6 protein-coding genes are annotated in these 19692 nt (G+C 46.0%); 5 read left to right on the top strand and 1 reads right to left on the bottom strand.

The window, feature by feature from the left end; all coding sequences use genetic code 11:
* Positions 1 to 12 precede the first annotated feature (12 nt).
* Complete coding sequence (locus tag QY309_06395) at positions 13 to 12918, bottom strand: gliding motility-associated C-terminal domain-containing protein (GenBank protein WKZ61108.1); 12906 nt, start codon at positions 12916 to 12918, stop codon at positions 13 to 15.
* 612 nt (positions 12919 to 13530) lie between these two features.
* On the opposite strand from QY309_06395, the gene QY309_06390 reads away from it, so the two are divergent.
* The 5 genes from QY309_06390 (at position 13531) to QY309_06370 (ending at position 19674) form a co-directional block, all read left to right on the top strand.
* Positions 13531 to 15150 carry a CTP synthase gene (locus tag QY309_06390; protein WKZ61107.1) on the top strand — a complete coding sequence of 540 codons (1620 nt, stop codon included), beginning with the start codon at positions 13531 to 13533 and terminating at the stop codon, positions 15148 to 15150.
* Positions 15151 to 15167: 17 nt separating this feature from the next.
* A complete protein-coding gene (yidC, locus tag QY309_06385) occupies positions 15168 to 16976 on the top strand; it encodes a membrane protein insertase YidC (protein WKZ61106.1) in 1809 nt (602 codons plus the stop codon).
* A gap of 266 nt (positions 16977 to 17242) precedes the next feature.
* Positions 17243 to 18019 (top strand): AAA family ATPase, encoded by a 777-nt coding sequence (locus QY309_06380; GenBank protein WKZ61105.1) that lies wholly within the window; start codon positions 17243 to 17245, stop codon positions 18017 to 18019.
* Positions 18016 to 18912 (top strand): ParB/RepB/Spo0J family partition protein, encoded by an 897-nt coding sequence (locus QY309_06375; GenBank protein ID WKZ61104.1) that lies wholly within the window; start codon positions 18016 to 18018, stop codon positions 18910 to 18912. Before QY309_06380 ends, QY309_06375 begins: the two co-directional genes overlap by 4 nt.
* Before the next feature lie 27 nt (positions 18913 to 18939).
* Positions 18940 to 19674, top strand: coding sequence for a DUF5683 domain-containing protein (locus QY309_06370; protein WKZ61103.1), 735 nt, complete (start codon positions 18940 to 18942; stop codon positions 19672 to 19674).
* The last annotated feature ends 18 nt before the right edge of the window (positions 19675 to 19692 follow it).

Here is a 19692-nt window from a genome sequence, read left to right as displayed (position 1 = left end):
AGGATCTTCAAGTTATCGAATCAAGGTTACATCTCCAATCTGTGTGGTTCGTTGCCCATCTACGAGGCGCAGCACCAATTTATATACATACACACCCGAAGGAAGCAAGTTTCCATTTCGGTCGTAGCCATCCCAACCGCGCAACGGTTGCCCCGGTGAGTTTCGACTTTCAAAAATCAAATTCCCCCACCGATCAAAAATCTGCATATTGAACGAGTTGGGTTCGTTGATGTTGATACCCCTTACATATGGCAGGAACACATCGTTCACACCACCCGGTCCCGGTACACCACCATTCGGTCCGGATGGATCCGGTGTAAAGGCATTGGGTATGCGTACCTGACCACCTTCACGGGCCACAATCTCTTGTGTTGCGGTATCTCTACACACTACATTACCACGTGTTTCCTGCATCACCAAGGTAATGGTATAAAGCCCCTCCACCGGATAGAAATAGGTGGGATCAGATTCTCCCAACAGTCGGGTTACAATATCATCTGTGTCACCAAAATTCCATAAGAAAGAAACTTCATCGGAAGGCACATTGGTTGGTTGTGAGAAATTAAACGTCACCAACTCGGTATCCGGAACAAACAACGTTGTAGGACGTGCCTGGAAGGCAGCTTGAGGGGTCGGGTAAATTCTTACCGGGCTTTTCCCGGGCATTGCGTTCGCTCCCACACCAGAGTTATCGGCTAAGGCGAATTGTCCGGTAATGGTATTGGACGCGCGCAAGAAAATAGTGTAGTCACCCGGGTTAGCAATAAAAAAAGTTGGATTATCCAGATTCGAAACAGCCTGTACCACTCCGTTTTGATCGATCAATTGCCACTCAAATAAATTACCGGTAGAGTTATTCGTAACCTGGATAGCGGAAGGGAAGCACGCCTCAAACGGAGTGTAATCAAAATCTGCCACCAAAGGAGGAAGAATGAGGTTGATTGTTTTAGTAAAGGTATTGCTACAATCAAGGCCAGCAGCCTGTGCATCAATATTGATGGCAGTTATACTGACATCTCTTGGACCCGGACCGGTATAATCAACAACAAACGGTCCAACTCCAGATTGTGTTTGAGGAGTAGCTCCTATACCAAAATCCCATTCATACGAGAAATCAGAACCATCAACCGGACTTGATGTATTTGTGAATGTAAGTGTTGCAGCATTGCCGATCATAGGTGGAATAACTCCTTCATCAAATGAAGCTGTAACCGACCTATAAACCGTAATCGGAATAATCATTTCCGGTGAAGGACAATTTCCATTATTTGCCACATACACCACTTCGTAAATGATAGGATTAAGTGTGGATGTATTCGTAAAGGTATAGCTAACCTGTTGCGTGGTGCGCACATCAAGTTCTTGACCAACATTTCCTTGCTCGCGATAGAACCAACGATGCGTGGCCGCACCGATGGAGCTGTTGAAGAAGTTGATGGTTTCTCCACTACAGATCTCATCTTTATCCGGGAAGATGTTTACAAAAATTTCAGGGAATACAGAAATAGTTTCAAAGTGTACATCCTGGCAAATATCCAATGGCGGATCAAGTGTAGTCTGTAGCGTCACCTTGTAATCGATGGTACCCGTAGGTGAAGGATTCACAAACTCATGAGTAATGGTGGCATTGGCCTGCGTTGATCCTGCGGTGAACACCGTTTCTGTTCCATCAAACCAGCGCCAGGTATACGTTACACCTGCTACCTGGTTGTACTGAAATTCAGCAGTGAACGGAGAGCAACCATTTACCGGTCCAACAATGCTAAACGTTGCATCGGTCTCCCCTACCGTTACGGTTACCGTCTCTCCTGCCGGAGTAAACGGACAACCATTCACATCGGATACTGCTGTTAATTCATATGTTGTCGTTTGTGTTGGTGATACCGGAATCACGCGAATGTTTCCAAGTCCGGTTAACGTAATCGGTGTTGATCCGTTTGCATCTGTGGCTGTGTAGGTAGCTTCAAACGGAGGCTGACCATCCAACTGCAATACCAGGAATTGAGTTTGTCCCACACAAAGCGCCAGGTCATTCGTTAACCAGCGACCACCTACTGTAGGTGCAACCGTAACGACCATCGTGGCAGGGTTCCCTACGCATGCAGTTGGAGCCGGACCTGTTGGTGTTATCTGGTATAAAACGGTACCTGGGAAGAAATCAGCATTACTTAACGTCTCGTTTATAGCATTGCCTGTATTCGGTGTTGTGAAGCCCGTAATATTTGTACTGGATGATGTGGCTGTCCAGTTAAATACGGTACCCGCCACCGGACTGTTTAATGGAACATTAATGGCATCGTCATCACATATCGTAATGGCCGGAGGCAAGCCGGTTACACTCGGTATAGGGTCAACTGTTACATTAATCACTACTGGTGTTCCTTGACATCCGGCAGGGCTTGTTGGTGTTACGGTGTACACCACATTGCCCGGGGTATTACTATTATTAAATAACGTCTGGAATAACAAGCTTCCTGCACCGGGTGATGCACCCACAATATTGGCGTCAGCAACAGCCGTCCAAACTCCAATGGTATTCGTCACATCGTAGGTAAACGAAATATTGATGTTGCTTCCACTACAGATTTGTTCGGCTAGTGAAGACGCTGTAATTGTTGGCCTTGGATTTACAGTAACAACCACCTGAACACCATCACCAACGCAACCAACTGTAGGCGTTTGAGGACGCAGTGTATACGTTACTTTTTGTGGCAACGCAGTTGGGTTATCCAGAATATCATCCAACAGACTGTTGTTCGTAAATATGGTGCCCACCGGAGAAAATCCGGTAACACCACCTTCCGGTACTACATTAACCAATTCAAACTCAACCACCCCGGCAGATGGAGCAGTGGTGGAGGTTAAACTAAATCCGGTTGGAATTCCTTCACAAACCGTAACATTGATTGGCGTAACGGTAACTTTTGGTTTTGGTTCAATGTTCACCACCACATCTACAAAATTGCCCGTACACCCATTGCCGGTTTTAGCACCATTGGCTACAGGTGTGATGCGATAGGTTACCGTTTGAGGTGAGTCGTCATTATTGACCAGGTTATCCGTAATTACATGCCCTTGCGGCAAGTTGCTTTGAATCGGGAAGAAACCTGAAACAAGACCTGAACTGGCAAACGCCTGATAATTAAAGGTGATGATACCGGCAGAAGGAACTGTTGGTGAATTTAATACAATGTTGGTAAGGGTATTACTACAAATATCAGTTGTATTGTTAACAGGCGCAGCAACAACCGCAGGCTCAACACGCAATACAATGGCACGTTCAGGTCCGCGGCAACCCGCTGCGGTAACCGGAACAACATTGTAGGTTACGGTTAATACCCCGTTGGTGTTGTTGACAAATACATCGTTGCGGATTTCATTGATGTCGGTTGTATTGCGTGGTGTTGCTGCATTAAAGGTGATCGGTGTTAACCCGGCATCCACCACAATCGACATGATATCATAGTCGGAGGCAATGGCACTGGTCGGACTGGTGCCTAAAATAATATTCGAGGTTTCATTGCTACACACAATCGCATCGAGGTTTGAGGCCATGGATGGCGCAGGATTTACCGTAAAGATCACGGTTCCTTCATCACCTAAACAACCGTCAGCTGAAACCGGTACCACGCGATAACGTGCCTGTAACGGACTGTTTGTTGTATTGGTGAAGAAGTCATTTTGAATAGCCGTTGCCGGTTGTGCATTGCCAATGGAAGCATTACCGGGACCTGGTTGTAAACCAATATCCCAATTGATTTGGGTTATGTTATAGGATACGGCTGGCGCAGAACCCGGTGCCACTGCAAGCAGTACACTTGTGGTAACATCACTACATGCCGGCAGCGGACTTAATGCAGGATCAAGTACCGGTTCAGGATCAACTGTAACAACAACTGTTGCAGGATCACCCAAACAGCCTTGCGCACTTACCGGAACAATCGTGTATTCAACAGTAAGACTTCCATTTGTCGTGTTTGTAAAACGATCATTCAAAATGGCATTTGCATTCACACCATTCTGGACACTTGAATTTCCTGCTGCAGGTGTTAGTCCACCTGCAACTGTTATATTCACAATATTGAATGCGGCTGCAGGAACAGACAAACCGTTAGTAGAAAGTACAATGTTTGTTCGAACATCGCTACATACCGTTACATCCAGATTCGGGTTCAATACAGGCTCAGGATTAACCGGAACCGTAATCACAAATGGATTACCCACACAACCTTCCGGATTCGATGTAGGCGTTACCGTATAAACAGCGTTCAATGGCCCACCGGTTTCATTGTGTAACGTTTCAGCAAGCGGACCTACACCAGCTCCTGCCCCACCGGTAATACCAGGAGCATATGTGGCTGTCCATGTAAAGGTGGAAGGAACAAGATTCGAAACATCATCCTGCGGGTTCAGGTTGAAAGGAACATCGGAGCAAACCGCAGCACGCGTTACATTAGCACCAACCGGTTGCGGATTAACCGGCACCGTAATGGTGAATGTACTTCCCGGACAAGAACCACCGGAAGCCGGTGTAAGCGTAAACACTGCATTTAACACACCACCCGTAAGATTTTGTAATGTACCGGTAACATTTCCGGTTCCATTAGCGGCACCTCCGGAAAGACCAAAGTCGTAAACCGCAGTCCACGTAAACGTTGAAACGATTCCATTGGTGATTTCATCTTGCGGATCAAAAGAGAAAGCTACATTGGAGCAAACAGCAGCCTTGATGGCATCTGCACCAACCGGTTCAGAACTTACTGGAACAGTGATCACAAAAGGAGTTCCCGGACAACCGTTGCTGGATGTTGGTGTTACGGTATAAACTGCATTCAATACGCCTCCCGAATTATTACTTAATGTTTCAGCAATAGGCCCGGTACCTGCTGCGGCACCACCACTTAGTCCGGCATCATACGTGGCCGTCCAGGTGAACGTTGACGTGATGCCGTTGGTAATATCCAGTTGCGGATTGAAGTTAAATGGAACATCTGAGCATACAACCGCCTTGGTATCATCGGCACCAACAGGTTCAGAACGAACCGGAACAGTGATGGTAAAGTTAGACCCCACGCAGTTTGTAACTGTTGAGGTTGGCGTGATGGTGTAAACAGCATTTAACGTTCCACCTGATACGTTATTCAGTGTTTCTGCAATCAATCCCGTTCCATTGCCCGATCCACCAGTAAGGCCCGGATCGTACACGGCTGTCCACGTATAGGTTGCAGTAATAGAATTTGAAACATTATCCTGCGGATCGAAAGAGAACACTGCATCGGAGCACACCGCTGTCTTTACCGTATTGATGGCCAAAGGCTCGGGATCAATCGGTATGGTGATGGTGAACGCGGTGCCCGCACATCCATTTGTTGAAGTAGGCGTAACGGTATACACAACATTTAATTGTGCAGATGTGAGATTGGTTAGCGTTTCTGCAACCGCACCATTTCCATTACCCGAACCACCTGTAATACCAGCAGGGTATGCTGCTACCCAGCTAAATGTTGAGGTAACGCCATTGGTGATTTCTGCTTGCGGATTGAAACTAAATGCCACATCGGAACATACCGGAGCTTTAACTGCATCCGCACCAACTGGTTCAGGATTGACCTGAACCGTAATGGTAAAATCAGCACCTACGCATCCGTTGTTAGAGGTTGGCGTGATGGTATAAACGGCATTTAACTGACCACCGGTTAGGTTGGTTAATGTTTCTGAAAGCAATCCTGTACCAGCACCTGCGCCACCCGATAACCCGGCATCATAAACGGCTGTCCAGGCAAACGTACTGGTAACACCGTTGATGATATCATTTTGCGGATTAAAATTGAAAGCAACATCGGAGCATACCGGAGGGCGAACCGCATTTGAACCCACCGGTTCAGGATTGACCGGAACTGTAATCGTGAAGTTTGTACCCACACATGAACCTGCTGTGGTTGGTGTGATGGTGTACACCGCGCTGAGTTGCCCTCCTGTTTGGTTGGTGAGGGTTTGATTGATTATACCCACACCATTGGCAGCACCACCTGTTAATCCGGCAGGATATACAGCAGTCCACGTGAACGTGGCTACCGTTCCGTTTGTGATCTCTGCCTGAGGATCAAAACTGAATGGACTATCAGAACATACAGCGCCCTTTGTACTGTTGGCGGCTACCGGTTCTGAATCAATCGGAACAGTTATCGTGAACTGATCACCCACACAACCATTAGATGAGGTTGGCGTAATGGTGTAGGTGGCATTCAATGCTGCACCCGTAAGGTTTGTTAATGTCTCGGCAATATTTCCAACTCCGGCACCTGCACCTCCACTTAGTCCTGCTGCATAGGAAGCCGTCCAGGTGAACGTTGATGCCACACCGTTTGCTACGTCATCCTGTGGATTGAAGTTAAAGGCAACATCAGAACATACGATGGCCTTAATATCATTAGCGCCAACTGGTTCAGGGTTAACTGGAACGGTAATAGTAAATGAATTTCCAACACAGCCAGCCGTTGAGGTTGGTGTAACGGTATAGACCGCATTCAAAGCGCCACCTGTTAAATTCTCAAGCGTTTCAATTATGGTTCCCGTTCCGTTATTCGCACCTCCGGCTAAGCCGGCATCATACGCAGCTGTCCACGTGAAATTTGAAGCAACACCGTTGGTGATATCCAATTGTGGATTAAAGCTGAATTGAACATTTGAACATGCTGCGGCTTTTGTAACATTGGCGCCAACAGGTTCCGGATTAACCGGAACGGTGATCGTGAAGTTTGCGCCCACACAGCCATCAACAGATGTTGGCGTAACGGTATAAACTGCACTCAACTGACCAGCAGTTAAATTCACCAACGTTTCGGCTACGTTGCCCGTACCGTTTCCTGCACCACCGGTTAGTCCGGCAGGATAAACAGCGGTCCATGCAAAGTTGCTGGCTACGCTGTTGGTGATTTGTGTTTGCGGATCAAAACTGAACGCATCATTGGAACAAACCACTGCTTTGGTTTGGTTGACGGCAACCGGTTGAGGATTTACCGGCACTGTAATAACGAATGGTGGATTACCCACACAACCTCCGCCTACAGCAACCGGCACAACCGTATACACAGCATTGATTGGCGCTGAAGTGAGGTTTACCAACGTCTCAGCAATCGCTCCATTTCCATTGCCGGCTCCACCGGAAAGTCCTGCGCCATACGAAGCGGTCCAGGTAAACGTGCTGTTTACACCATTGGTGATATCATCCTGTGGATTAAAGCTGAAGGGAACATTGGAGCATTGTGCAACCTTGGTCACATCAGCACCAACAGGTTCCGTATCTATCGGCACCGTAATGGTGAACGGATTGCCATCGCAATTGGCGGCTGAACGTGGGATGATCGTATAAACCACATTGAGCACACCACCTGTTAAGTTAGTTAATGTTTCAGCAACCGGGCCTGTACCGTTGGTTGCGCCACCGGTTATTCCTCCCGGATAAACGGCTGTCCAGCTAAAGGAAGCGGGAACTCCATTAGTAATTTCGGCCTGCGGATCAAAACTGAATGGCGCATCGGAGCACACCACGGCTTTAATTGAATTCGCTCCTACCGGCTCAGGATTAACCGGAACAGTTACTGTAAAAGGTGTTCCCACACAAACATCAGGAGTTGATGTTGGTGTTACGGTAAATACTGCGTTCAGTTGAATGTTGGTCTGATTCACCAACGTGCCCACCACATTACCTACACCGTTGGCTGCGCCACCAGTTAATCCGGCTGGATAGGCTGCTGTCCATGTATACGTAGCGGTTACCCCGTTGGTAATAAACGTTTGCGGGTCGAAACTGAACGCAACATCGGAACATTGAACAGCCACGGTGGTATTGGCACCAACCGGTTTCGGATTGACCGGAACCGTGACTGTAAAAGTAGCGCCTGCACAACCGCTGGCTGAAGTAGGTGTAACGGTATACACCGCGCTTATCTGAGCAGTAGTAATATTTGTAAGTGATTCATTGATTGAACCCACTCCACTACCCGCTCCACCTGTTAAACCAGCCGGATAAAAGGCCGTCCACGTAAATGAACTGACGAGGGTGTTTGTAATGTTCGCCTGAGGATTGATGCTAAACGCTACATCGGAACAAAATACAGCGGCTGTTGAATTGGTTGATGTCGGCTCAGGATTTATGGTAATGACAATTGTCTCAGCAACACCTACACATCCTGCTCCAGAAGTTGGCGTTATGGTGTAGGTTGCGGTAATCGGAGCATTCGATGTATTTACCAACACATCTGTTATGTGCAGGGTGCCCGGAGCTCCCGCTGCTACATTTGTCCCTGCTGATCCTTGCGTGGATCCATCCGACATAACCGGAGCCGCCCAATTAAATACTGTGCCTGGTGGAAGGTTAAGCGGAGATAAGAAAATTTCTTTGTTAACCGGTTGATTGCTACAGATGGTTCGGGTTTGACCGGATGCAACTACCGGAGCTGGATTAACTGTAACAATCACATCTTGTGCAGGTCCTGCACACCCTGCCGGAGATGTAGGAGTTACCCGATAGGTAACGGAACCTACAGCACCAGAAAAATTAGTCAGTGCCTGGTTGATTTGTCCGGTGCCATTGTTACCCACAGCTGTTCCGTTAACCAAGCCCGTAACACTCGTTACAATCCAGTTGAACGTAGAGCCGCCAATGCTCGAGGTAAGGGTCAATACATCCTGAGTTGCCTGACCGCTACAAATGGATGCAGTTGGCAAGGAAGTCATAACGGGACGATCGTTGGCATTTATTACCAATGTAGCTGCTGCACCGGAGCACCCTGTAGGAGAAACCTCTTCTACACGAAGAGTCACCGAATTGGCCGTTCCAAAATCAACCGTTACCTGATTTAGTCCTACCCCACTGGCCGCACCGACAATGGCCGCATCGCCAGCAATAACCGACCATGTATAGGTTGATAATGGGTTAGATGTTACTGTTTGATAGACTACACCCGTTTGTTGCTTACATACCGGATTCGGTCCAGTTATTACGTTGGCTGCAGGACTGGATTCAACCGTAATAGTAAAGGGTTGCGGATCACCCACACAACCATCAGCTGAAGTTTCGGTAACGCTAATGTTATATACATCTGGGTTTGGTGCATTGGTAAGACCTGGGAATTGGAGCAAAACAAAGAAATCATTCACTCCACCACCGGCAAACCGTTGATAGATGCCCGGGTTATCAGGAGGTAAATTCCAGGTATAGGTAGAGCCTGGATTGATGGTTTGAATTTGATACAACACAGTTGTCGGTCCAACGCAAACATTCGTACCACCTATAATTGGATTGATACCCGGGCGTGGATTAATTTGGAACTCTACCTCGGCCACGTTAACGCAATTCGTTAGCGTGTTAGTCACGCGTGCGAAAAACGTTTCACCATCGCTTACATTATCCACATCCGTTGGAGAAGCAACTGGTGTGGTGAGGGTAACATCCGTAAACCACGCCACTGATCTGTTTGCTACTATGCCGTCAGCAACAGCTGCATCATAAATAGTAAGGTCTAAATTGTTGATTTCACCACCACCAATGTTTTCTTCACAGAAGGCCGGGTTTTGATTCGCAACTGCTGGACTAGGGTTAACCGTAAAGGTAATAAAGCCATCTTGGGTACAACCAGGAGCAACATCTGTTCTGGTTACACGGGTATAAAGGATCTCTCCGTTTGATACTACATCAGGTCCAACAAATGGAATTGTTCTGGGCGCATCTGTAAAATATTGTACAGTTCTTCCCGCTGAACCTGCAATTCCCGTTATCGCATCGTTCAAAGAATTTAAAAAGGCCAATGTAACCGTTGCGTCTCCAGATCCAGGAGTATCCTCGCATAGGGCAGGCAATGGGTCATTATTAACAGGTAGGGCGTGTCGCGTTACTACAACTTGATCGTTACTTGAACTACAAATACCCAGCGCACTGGTTACAGTCCAGGTAAACGTTGTAGTACCTACAGGGAGATTGGTAACAGTCGAAGCCGGATCATTAACATCCGCAATAAAAGGAAGGCTTGCACCAGCCCCCGAAACAAATACATTATCAAAACGATGGATCTCAGCGCCAGCGTTATTCAGCACACGAACAACGATCTCAAGCGTATTTCCCGCAAGACCTGTTACGGTAAAGGTATTGAACGCATTATCCACTGCACTTTCACCAACCAGTTCTCCGATGAGCACCTCAGCGCCACCATTTATCCGGTAGAATGCACGGATATAATCGGCTGGTTCCATCAATCCTGTTTCAGCTAGCTGGATTGAAACCGTTACATTCGGTATCGCTGTTATATTTATTGATGACGATCTCCATACCAACTCATTATTCACATCCTGCGCTTCCATTACACCATTCACAACACGCAAGTAATCATCAGCAGCAAGAAGTGTATTTGCATCAGGTGCAGTAATAGTCCAGTTGTTTGCAGGATGAGTGAAAGACAACGCGTGTGGATTTGGACCAAAAAGTCCTAATCCATTATCAGATGTTGGAAAGGTCTCATAATACAAGGCATTGCCGATTGTCCATGTTCCGGTGCCACCATTATTAGCAGATATTGCTGCAAGGTTAGTATTGGGATCGCAGGTTGAAAAATCACCACCTGCTGCGGCCGGAGAAGGAAGGCGGTCGAAGGTGATGGTTATTGGGTCGTTTACTGCTGTACACGCACCTGCTGGATCATCAGTAATGAGTCTTAACTGAACAGAACCTGCAGTAAAATCTCCGGCAGATGGTCTATACACATCATCTACCGGGTTAGCGTTATCAAAATTTCCGTTTGCCCCTCCACTTGATTGAAATGTTCCTGTCCCAGAAACAACTTCCCAACGAGCCTGCGATGCACCTCCTCCGAAAGTACCTGATAAATTAATATTGAATGCAGGAGTAGGTGGGTTATCAAGACATGTAGTGAAATTGGCAGGTGCTGTTACAGTAGGAGGATTTCTAAAAATAATATCTACAAAATCATCTGAAGGTGCGCAAGTCCCAGAAGTGAGTCTCCAGCGATAGGTATAAGTGCCCGGAACGGTTACAGTAACAGTTGCATTACGTGTGTTTGCATTCGGAACAAATGAGGAGGTTCCTGGCCCAGCAGTTTGAAGCCATGTGCCGGTTGCAAAAGTAGGGTCATTTCCATTAAGCGTAGCAGAAAGACCGCAAACATCTTGATTGGTGCCTGCATCAGATGCTGGAGGAGCGGTTCCATAGTCAACGGTTATATCGGCAAAGCTCGAACAACTTCCGTTTACAACGGTCCAACGAAATACATAAATTCCATTTGAAGGTGCAGTTGCAGTAGCATTGGGTGTGTTTGCGTTGGGTGTAAAAACCACAGCACCAGGAGGGCCGCTTTGTTTCGTCCAGGTCCCCGTTCCAACACCCGGATTACTTCCAACAAGAGGATCTGAAACTAATGGGCCTGCTGGGAAACATAAAAGTTGATTTGGTCCGGTGCTGGCTGGGGTTGGATTAGCAGAAATATTAACAACAGAATTATCGACAGCCGAATTACAAAACACTCCGCCTCCAAAATCAGCTGTGGCTACGTATGTTAAATTATAAGTTCCTGAAGTAGCGGATGCCTGAACAGTGGGCTGTTGAATATCTACAGCATCAAGTATCCCAGTGTTACCACCCCATGTATGGGTAGATATTGTTCCAAAAGCAGCTACAGGATTACCATTTAACTGTATCGTACTTCCTTCGCAGATATTGGCGGGATCAGGTGTGATATTTACTGCAGGTCGGGCCCTTACATTGACGCCAAGTGTCCTGGCTGTACCGTTACATTGGGTTCCATTTGAAGTACTCGTAACATACCGATTAAGAACAGAAATATTTCCCGATCCGGTAGCCGCAGCACTTTGAATAGTTATAGATTGCCCGCCATTTGCACTGGTCAGCGAACCAACAGCTCCTGGAACGGTCCAGAAATATTCCGTTGCGAGGTTAAAGGTTCCGCCAGTCGTAACATCCGTAATGGTAACACTCGCTGGTGGGCTGGCAACACTATAACTATAAGGTTGCGTTGAAGGACATAAATTTGTCGGACCAGTAATGACCGAAGGTTGCGGTAGGCTTGGTCTTTTCGTTAACGTTACTTCTGTAGGTGCACTTCTACAATTTCCGGCTGCATTTGATTCAACAGTAACCCACCAATGTTTTCGTTGCCCAGGATTTATTTGACCCGCTCCACCACCAGTACCTGGTGTAAATGTTGTGCCCATTGCAACCTGATTGGTGAGCGCTGCATCTGACCACCAGCGATAAGTAAAACCAGCACCCAAAGGTGCTGAGACAGTTAACGCATTTGATTCACCCTGACAAACATCTCTGCTTGGAACAACAGGTGGATTTGGAGAGTCGATAATTCGAATTAATGCTGTTCTCTCTACAGGAGGGTTATCTCCATTAATTAAATCACCATTAACAGGAGGATTACCCGGACCATTATTAGAATAAGGGTTACAAAAATTCCAATAGCGTAAAGTAATTTCAAACTCATCTCCCACTACTGGAAAACCAGGCCCAAAACCACCGGGTGCAGTAATTTGAAGTGTAGGTCTTCTTCTTCCATCGTTTATAACAACCAAAGGAGTCATAATGAACACTCCCCTTGTATCCTGATAATTTGCTAAAATATTAGCGCCTCCAGCACCAGTTACCGGCACACCATCAACTGATACATTGGGAATCTTGGCTCCACCAATTGGTGTATTGTAAACAATTTGCTGCCAACGAACCTGTTCATTTGGTGTTTGGATGGGGTCGCCAGGAGGATAATTTGCTGGGTAATTGGCGTTACAATTCCAATCTGTCAAGTCATCAAAGATTACATCAACATCTACACCCTCACACACCTCATGAACGGCATTACCAGTTACAGGTGAAATGAGTTGCACATTGCCCCCATTAAATGCATCCGTACGCCAGGTTGAAATGATTTGATTTTGTAAGGTCGTATTACAGACTGTGCCATTTACTCGAATTGCAATAATAACTTGGTATTCACAATCACTGTCTGCGGGAAAAGTATGATTTTGAGTAACAGTATAATTGGTGGACCCTGGCGTCAAGTTCACATTGGAGGATGGCGAGCCATCTCCCCACCTGAATGTGACTACATAAGTATTTCCAGCCGGAAGAGCATTCGCAAATCGAATTGTATATTCAACATCTGCATTGACTGGAGAACACAATTTGTCAGGGAATTTATTACTACCTAAACCTAAAATTGGAGGAAGCAGATTGCATTGAGCTGTTGCAATAGAGGGTATTGATAGAACTACTAGTAAGGTTAAAAGGTAAAAGAGTCTTTTCATCAGGGCGCTTAAATTCCGTTAAAATAAAAATACTTATCCGTTCAGCCAAACGTGTAGCGCAAGTCACACAAATCCAGATTTTGAATACGAGATGCCGGTTTTTCGTAACCCGAGTAAATGTCAGGAATAACCTTAAATGGGTTTAGTTTATTAGCCCTAAAAGCCTACCTTTGCACCCCGTAACAACCATCCATGTCGGCAGCTAAATACATCTTCGTTACGGGAGGGGTGACCTCATCCCTGGGAAAAGGAATCATTTCCGCCTCGTTAGGCAAGCTTTTGCAGGCCCGCGGCTTTAAGGTGACCATCCAAAAGTTCGATCCCTACATTAATATAGACCCCGGAACGCTTAACCCATATGAGCATGGGGAATGCTATGTGACCAATGATGGCGCTGAAACCGACCTTGATCTTGGGCATTACGAGCGCTTTCTGAATGTGCCCACCTCGCAGGCTAACAACGTAACAACCGGTCGCATTTATAACAACGTCATCACCAAGGAGCGCCAAGGCGAATACCTGGGCAAAACGGTTCAGGTGATTCCGCACATTACGGATGAAATCAAACGTAACCTGTATCTATTGGGCGAAAGCGGTGATTACGATTTCATCATCACTGAAATCGGTGGTTCGGTGGGTGACATTGAATCGCTTCCATTTATTGAGGCCGTGCGCCAGGTACGCTGGGATTTGGGACCCAACAACGCGTTGGTTATTCACCTGACGCTTATACCGTATTTGAAGGCCGCCAAGGAACTCAAAACAAAACCAACACAACACTCTGTCAAAGAGCTTCTCTCCTACGGTATACAGCCGGATATTCTGGTCTGTCGTACGGAAATGCCGTTGCCTTTGGATATTCGTAAAAAACTGGCGTTGTTCTGCAACGTACACCTGAATTCTGTTATCGAAGCCATTGATGCGGACACGATTTATGATGTACCTATTTTAATGAGAAAGGAAAAGCTGGATGAGCGCGTGCTCGCCAAGCTGAAAGTTCAAAGTAAATCCGAACCCGACCTGGAACAATGGAAAGACTTCTTAGGTAAACTCAAAAACCCGATTGAAGAAGTGACCATCGGATTGGTTGGGAAGTATGTTACACTTCCCGATGCCTATAAGTCCATTGTAGAAGCATTTGTCCATGCTGGTGCCCAGAACGATTGCCGTGTGAATCTAAAATGGATTTCATCGGAAGAGATTCAGAAAGAAAGTGTAGAGTCTATTATTAAAGGACTGCACGGTGTTTTGGTTGCGCCCGGTTTTGGAGAACGAGGTATGGAAGGAAAAATTGAAGCGATCAAATTTGTACGCGAACATAAAATTCCATTCTTCGGTATTTGTTTGGGGATGCAGTGTGCGGTGATTGAATTTGCGCGCCATGTTGTCGGACTGGATGGCGCAAGCTCAACGGAGCTGAATCCGAAAACCAAACATCCGGTTATCGACCTGATGGAGGCACAGAAGAAAATTACAGCCAAAGGCGGAACGATGCGACTGGGTGCATATACCTGTAAGCTTAAAAAAGGAAGCAAAGCTGCGAATGCGTATGGTGAAACCACCATTCAGGAGCGTCATCGCCATCGCTATGAATTTAACAATGCGTACCTCGAACAACTGGAAGAAGCCGGATTAAAACCGGTTGGTATAAATCCGGAATCGAACCTGGTGGAAGTGGTTGAACTAAAAGATCATCCATGGTTTGTTGGCGTTCAATACCACCCTGAATTGCGCAGTACCGTAATGAATCCGCACCCGTTGTTTGTGAAATTTGTGGAGGCTTCCGTGAACTATAAAAAATCGACTACTTAACTTTTTAATATTTACTAATGGATAGAAACTCAGCCATAGGACTGACCCTGATAGCCGCCTTATTATTGGCTTATTTTTATTGGTTCGCTCCGGCCGCCCCAGAACCTCAACCAACATCTGCACAAACAACTACTGAAACCAAAGCAGATAGCACAACAACTCCTCCAGCAGTTTTGGCAGACAGCACAATCGCTGCTCAAGCAGGAATTCCCATCGAACCGGTTCAGACTGAGGAAATCACAACAATCAACACACCCGACCTGGCGATTGCGTTCACCAACAAAGGTGGCGTTATCCGTGAACTGGAACTGCTCAACTATAAAACCTATCACGGACAACCATTGAAATTGGTTGATCCTTCTTCAAATTCTTTCAAGCTCAAAACCCGTTACAACGCGCAGGAGATTGACTTGAACAGTTTATTCTATACGGCATCGCAAACCAAAAATGGCGATACCACTGTACTCACATTTACCCGGTCACTTTCTGAAACTACACAACTGATTCAACAGTATTCCATTCCACCTTCAGGTTTTAAAATTGGTTATGATCTGAAAATAACCGGTGGTGCCAATAATTTTTCTGAACAGCTTACGCTGGATTGGCAAAATACCTTGCGCCCCTTGGAAAAGGATTTAACGGATAGTCGTAATAACACAACAATCACCTATTACTATAACGATTCATTTGATGAATTATCGCAACGCTCTACCTCCACAGAGCGAGAAGTGTTTTCCGGTAATCTAAAATGGGTCTCCATCAAACAAAAATTCTTCCTGGCTTCCATTATTTCCGAGAAAGGATTTCCGGGCGGTGAAGCGGAAACGGTTTACAATGAATCAGATACCTCTGTTGTAAAGCGTGCCAATGTTAAGATCAATATTCCCATTCAGGAAGTTGCCAACGGAACTGCGAAGTATGCGTTCTACTTTGGTCCTAACGACTATAAGGAATTAGGGAAAGTAACAGAAGACTTCGCTAAAAACGTGTACCTCGGTTGGCCTCCGGTATACTGGATCAACAAGTATGTCATCTTTCCTGTATTTCATTTCCTTACGAATGTGATTGGCAGCTTCGGTCTCATCATCATTATTCTGGTGATCCTGCTGCGCATCATTTTGTTGCCGCTCTCCTATCGCTCGTACCTGAGCATGGCAAAAATGAAAGTACTGAAGCCCGAGTTGGATGAGATTAAGGAAAAATTTGGTGAAGACATGACCAAGGTACAGCAGGAGCAAATGAAGCTGTATCAACAAGCCGGTGTTAACCCGTTGAGCGGCTGCATTCCGTTGGTGTTGCAAATGCCCATCCTGTTTGCAATGTTCTACTTGTTCCCAAACAGTATTGAGTTGCGTCAGCAATCCTTCTTGTGGGCTGAAGATCTTTCTACATACGATTCCATTTTAAATCTTCCATTCTCCATTCCGTTTTATGGTGATCACGTGAGTTTGTTTACGATTTTGATGACAGCTTCTACACTGATCTACACCTGGCAGAACAACCAGATTTCTTCGGTTCAAGGCCCGATGAAATCCATGTCGTACATCATGCCGTTGATCTTTTTGTTTGTATTAAACTCCTTCCCTGCCGGATTGAGTTACTACTACTTTGTTTCCAACCTGATCACGTTTGGTCAGCAAGCCATCATCAAACGGTTTGTGGATGAAGATAAAATCAAAGCGGTTATGGAGAACCATCGAAAAATGATGGTTTCGGGAACGGTAAAGAAATCACGCTTTATGAGCAAGCTGGAAGACGCCATGAAAGCCAGCGAAGAAGCCCGCAAACAGGCGGAAGAAAACCGGAAAAAGAAGAAAAAGAATTAACCCATGACTAAAACTTTGTTTTGTCAGGGTTGACCTGTACTGAAGCAAAGACGCTCAAGTATTTACCAATTTTAAACCAAATTGGTTTACAGATAATCAACATTCACCTGTGAATGGAATGTGGACAAATACGTTCCACAAGGTTCCACGCCCCATCGTCATTCGTCTATATTTGCAGTCCTGATGCCGAGCACTCGGGATCGGGACTCATTTTTTAAACTTGCCGGTCTGAAAATCAGGCAAAACATTAACAGGATTACGACAAGATGGGAAAGATCATTGCGATTGCAAATCAGAAAGGTGGCGTAGGAAAAACCACATCCGCCATTAACCTGGCCGCCAGTTTGGCGGTGCTTGAGAAGCGCACACTTTTAGTGGATGCCGATCCGCAGGCCAACTCTACTTCGGGATTGGGCATTAACCCCAAAGAAGTGGAAACCGGATTATACGAATGTATGATTGATGGCATTGACCCGAGAGGTGCCATTGTAAAAAATGACCAACTGAAATTTTTAGACATCCTTCCTTCCCACATCGACCTGGTTGGTGCTGAAGTAGAAATGGTGAGCATTGAAAGTCGTGAAGAGAAAATGCGCGAAGCGTTGGATAAAGTGAAGGAAGATTATGACTTCATCATCATCGACTGCTCCCCTTCACTTGGATTGATTACCATCAATGCCCTTACTGCGGCAGACTCCGTAATCATTCCGGTGCAGTGTGAATATTTTGCGTTGGAAGGATTGGGTAAGTTATTGAATACAATAAAAATTATTCAAACACGCCTGAATCCCCGGCTGGAGATTGAGGGCATCTTGTTGACGTTGTACGATTCTCGAACCAGTCTGGGTAACCAGGTGGTTGAAGAAGTACGCACGCACTTTAATAAGATGACGTTTCAAACGATCATCCCACGAAATGTAAAACTCAGTGAATCACCGAGCTTCGGATTGCCGGTAATCGTGCACGATGCTGAAAGCAAAGGAGCCATCAGCTACCTGAACCTGGCGCATGAGGTCATTGATAAAAATATGGTAACAGCATGAGTAAGAAAAAAGCATTAGGCAGAGGACTAAACGCCCTGTTAAGCGACAGCGAAAAAGAAGAACGCCTGGAAACTGATCTTCCCGTGGTGCATACCTCACCATCCGGAAGCATCTCAGAAATTCCGGTTGAGCACATTGAAGTAAACCCGTTTCAGCCGCGTACCCACTTCGATCAGGATGCGCTACAAGAGTTGGCTGAATCCATCAAGATACACGGCATCATTCAACCCATTACGGTTCGCAAACTCGCGCGTGACCAGTATCAATTGATATCGGGTGAGCGCAGGTTTCAGGCTTCACAACTGGCTGGGTTAAAAACAATTCCGGCTTACGTTCGCTCTGCTGATGACCAGCAGATGCTGGAGATGGCGTTGATTGAAAACATTCAGCGCGAAAACCTGAATGCCATAGAAATTGCGTTAAGCTACCAACGCCTTATTTCGGAATGTAACCTGAACCAGGAAAAGTTGGGTGAACGCGTAGGCAAGAACCGGGCTACCGTAACCAACTACCTGCGTTTATTAAAACTTCCACCCGATGTACAGATTGCCGTGCGTGATAACCGCATTACCATGGGGCATGCACGCGCCATCATTAATGTGGAAAATCCGGAACAGCAGTTGTACATCTTCAAAAAAATTCTGGCAGAAGATCTTTCCGTACGAAAAGTGGAGGAACTGGTGCGCTCACTAAGCGAAACCACTGCGGAGAAAGGAAAAACTACAACACCCGCGACTTCGAACCGGGAAATTTCTCAGCTTCAATCACAGCTTTCATCACATTTTGGTACGCGTGTTGTTGTGAAAAGCGATGGTAAAAAGGGTGAAATCAAAATTCCTTTTTTGTCGGTAGAGGATTTAAACCGGATACTGGACATCTTAAAGATGCAGTAAAACCGATACCTTTACGCGTTACCGGTTATGAAGAAACCAGAAGCCATCTCAAAAATAGTAAGATCGTCATTGCGAGGGATCCCGATAATCCCGATAGCTATCGGGATCGGGAGACCGAAGCAATCTCGTTTCAGCCTCAAAATAGGAGATTGCTTCACTGCGTTCGCAATGACGGAGCCATTTTTAAAACGACTTTCAATTCTTTTTTGCTTGGTAGGTTTTACATTAGGCGCCTATGCTCAGCGTGATTCTATACAGGTAGTGCAACCGAAAAGCGATACCGTTACAATAGCTTCTTATTCAAATCGTTACGATCCGCGCAAAGCGTTGCTCTATGCTGCTGTTTTACCCGGCTTAGGACAGGTGTACAACAAAAAATATTGGAAGCTGCCTTTGGTTTATGGAGGCTTTGCAATTACAGGATATTACTTAAATATCTATCAAGAGGGGTATTTGACTTTTAGAGGGGAATTGTTTTATAATCTTGAAAATGGGCTTTCTGGTGACACTCAGGTTAATCCTAATACACTATACACAACATCCCAGCTTCGCACCATTGTCGATCGCTACAGGCGTGAACGCGATTATATGATCATCATCATGATGGGGGTTTACATTTTGCAAATGGTAGATGCGCATGTGGATTCCCACCTGAAAGAATTCGACCTGAATCCAAACCTACAGGTGCGGATTGAACCCGCTTTTTCCAATGAACTTTTAACCGGACGCATGGGGGGCATTTCTCTGAAGATCCGGTTTTAATTCAACCACTTCATCCGT

Source organism: Cyclobacteriaceae bacterium (assembly GCA_030584025.1).
GTDB lineage: Bacteria > Bacteroidota > Bacteroidia > Cytophagales > Cyclobacteriaceae > UBA2336.
The sequence above is the reverse complement of the archived record's forward strand: the minus strand, read 5'-3'. Positions and strand labels throughout refer to the sequence as shown.

Coding starts and splice junctions, on each gene's coding strand:
- QY309_06370 (WKZ61103.1), top strand. CDS start 18,940: ATGAAGAAACCAGAAGCCATCTCAAAAATAGTAAGATCGTCATTGCGA.
- QY309_06375 (WKZ61104.1), top strand. CDS start 18,016: ATGAGTAAGAAAAAAGCATTAGGCAGAGGACTAAACGCCCTGTTAAGC.
- QY309_06390 (WKZ61107.1), top strand. CDS start 13,531: ATGTCGGCAGCTAAATACATCTTCGTTACGGGAGGGGTGACCTCATCC.
- yidC (WKZ61106.1), top strand. CDS start 15,168: ATGGATAGAAACTCAGCCATAGGACTGACCCTGATAGCCGCCTTATTA.
- QY309_06380 (WKZ61105.1), top strand. CDS start 17,243: ATGGGAAAGATCATTGCGATTGCAAATCAGAAAGGTGGCGTAGGAAAA.